Origin of the sequence: Planktothrix sp. FACHB-1355, from assembly GCF_014748295.1 — a bacterium.
Classification (GTDB): Bacteria; Cyanobacteriota; Cyanobacteriia; order Cyanobacteriales; family Aerosakkonemataceae; genus Aerosakkonema; species Aerosakkonema funiforme_A.
The window spans coordinates 1-2252 of sequence record NZ_JACJUP010001124.1 but is presented as its reverse complement, the minus strand read 5'-3'; the positions used below and the strand labels follow the sequence as shown (position 1 = coordinate 2252).

Genomic DNA, 2252 nt, shown 5'->3' with positions numbered 1-2252 from the left:
CGCCAAAAACTGCTGAATTCGGTCTTCCCGTTGAAGCTTAAGCCATCCTTTAACAACCTCAGTCACTTTGATGACAGAAATAGTGTACTGTCCAAATACATTCAGATAAGCGGTAGCTTTGGCTAAGACGCCCTGATTAATACGCTTGCGGCTTTCAGAAAAAATATCCGTGTCAAGTAGTGCTTTGTCCAAATTTTTGATTTAATGGATGTGCCGATCGATCTTTCATAATATCACCCATTATCTCATCAACCAATTCAGGTTCATCTTCCCACCCCCCCAGCAAAGGATACTTGTCCACTTCCGCCACAGCCATTTGCCTAACGGCTTCTACAATCAACTCGTCTTTTGTACAGTTGTGTACCTTTGACAACCAATTTACACGCGCCAGAGTTGCTTCGTCGATATCGAGTTCAATTTTTGCCATTTTGCTTACCCTTTGCTATCCCAATCCGAGGCAATTTTAGCTTACTTCAGAGGGTAACGCACCCTATTATACTTATGTTTGTACTGCAAATTCCTCTGGGTCGATTCCCCAATTTACCCATCGGATCGCCTCTCTAGCCGATCGCATCTTCGGCGGTACTCGCAAAGCGTAAATTTGTCCTGTACTCGGACAGGTCATTTTTAATAAAAAAATACCATCGTATTCAAAATAATGATGTAATTTCAATAGAGTGTATTCCTGCCAAGAATCTATTTCATTAACTCGCAACTCTTGACACATTTTTGCATAACCAATTCCTGGCATTAACACTCGTCTGACTTCAACGTTTCCTTCTTGTAACAGCCATTGGGCTTGCCACTGATGCGGGTGCAGTTTCCCATATTTTTCAGGTAACATTACACCGCGATAAAAGTACAAACTATATCCATCCGCAAACTCAATTGCTGCTTCTCCTTCTGCGTGGAGGCGATTTTGATTATCGAAGGATACTTTTATGGGTCGTTCCCAGACAATATCGGTCTTTTCAAAATCCCACCAGCGCCAATGGCTTAATAGCTGACGAAATGCTCCTTCTTGCTTTTGCTCACAAAGGAAATTTAGGATGGAAATAGAAGCAACAGCTTCCCTCGCTGATTTAAAGTCGTGAGGCAACTCTAAAAATTCAATTTTTCCAGTGCTAGGAGAGGTTTTTCTTAAAAGGTCAATTTTTTGGTAATTTATCTTCACATTTAAGATGGTGTATTCCAGCCAATTATCTATTTCCGTAGCAGGCCATCTTTCGCATATTCGTGCGTAGCCAATACCCTGTATCAGCGCTCGACGAATCTCGTTTTCTTCCTCCTCTAAAAGCCATTCAGTTTGCCACTGATGCGGGTACAATTTTCCGTATTTTTCAGGTAAGGTTACGCCGCGATAAGAGTATAAGTTGTATCCATCAGCATACTCGATGGCTGGTTCTCCTTCTGCATGAAGAAGATTTCGATCATCTAAAGATAGTTTGATGGGTCGATCGCACAAAATTGCTATATTTTTAAAGGGTGTAAACCACCCACAATCTTTAACTATCAACTGGAGCGCTTCCCATTTAGCGCGATCGCAAGTGCAATTCAAGACAGAGATACAAAAGTCATAAAAACAGATAGAACCAGCCAATGTTTCTGGTGTGATAGAGAGTTTCAATACCTCTTCTAGCGGAGTACGTTCTGTACTGATATTCATTTCCGAGCGGTTTATCTGTTCGCTCGTATATAAATACTCTCTACTGTACAATTGGCTTTCCATTTGATTGTAGAGTTGCCGCTCTATTTGAAACAAATTTTTACTTACTTCATATCTTAACTCTCTCTCAAGTAGCCTATATAATTCTCTTCCTACTTGCTTCTCTATCTGTCCTTTTAAAACGATCCACAATTGCCTAATCAAAGGGCTGCGTCTCGACATTTCCTCCATATACTGTTTGTGCAGTAGAGTTTTTACTCCTTTTTTCGAGAGATTTTGCAGCCTAGAGTCTAACTTACCAAAACCTTCGTAAGGACTATCGTAAAACATCAAACGAGGTTTATACAAACCAATTGCCGCGTATGCTGCATCTATTGCTTCTGCGGCTTTTTCGCGGTCAATTGGTTCCGTGTAAATAGCTATTTTTCGCCACTTTTCCACATAAACTGGAATTAGCGCCTCTTGCTCTGGTGTCAGTTCGGTTATTTTGCTTTTCGACATTTCAGGTTTCCACTGAAAATTTCTCTGGTGTAATTCCCCAATTCACCCAGCGAATTGCTTCTTTCGCCGATTCAAAGTTAGGAGG

The 2252-nt window shown here is 41.1% G+C and carries 2 protein-coding genes and 1 pseudogene; all 3 read right to left on the bottom strand.

The window, feature by feature from the left end:
* Positions 1-192: pseudogene (locus H6S82_RS33125) on the bottom strand (type II toxin-antitoxin system VapC family toxin); the annotation flags it as partial.
* The gene (locus tag H6S82_RS29755; RefSeq protein WP_190475491.1) at positions 173-427 is read right to left on the bottom strand and encodes a hypothetical protein; all 255 of its coding nucleotides are present in this window, start codon (positions 425-427) and stop codon (positions 173-175) included. The gene H6S82_RS29755 and the pseudogene H6S82_RS33125, both read right to left, overlap by 20 nt.
* A gap of 72 nt (positions 428-499) precedes the next feature.
* Complete coding sequence (locus H6S82_RS29750; RefSeq protein ID WP_190475495.1) at positions 500-2167, bottom strand: DUF6745 domain-containing protein; 1668 nt, start codon at positions 2165-2167, stop codon at positions 500-502.
* Positions 2168-2252: the final 85 nt, after the last annotated feature.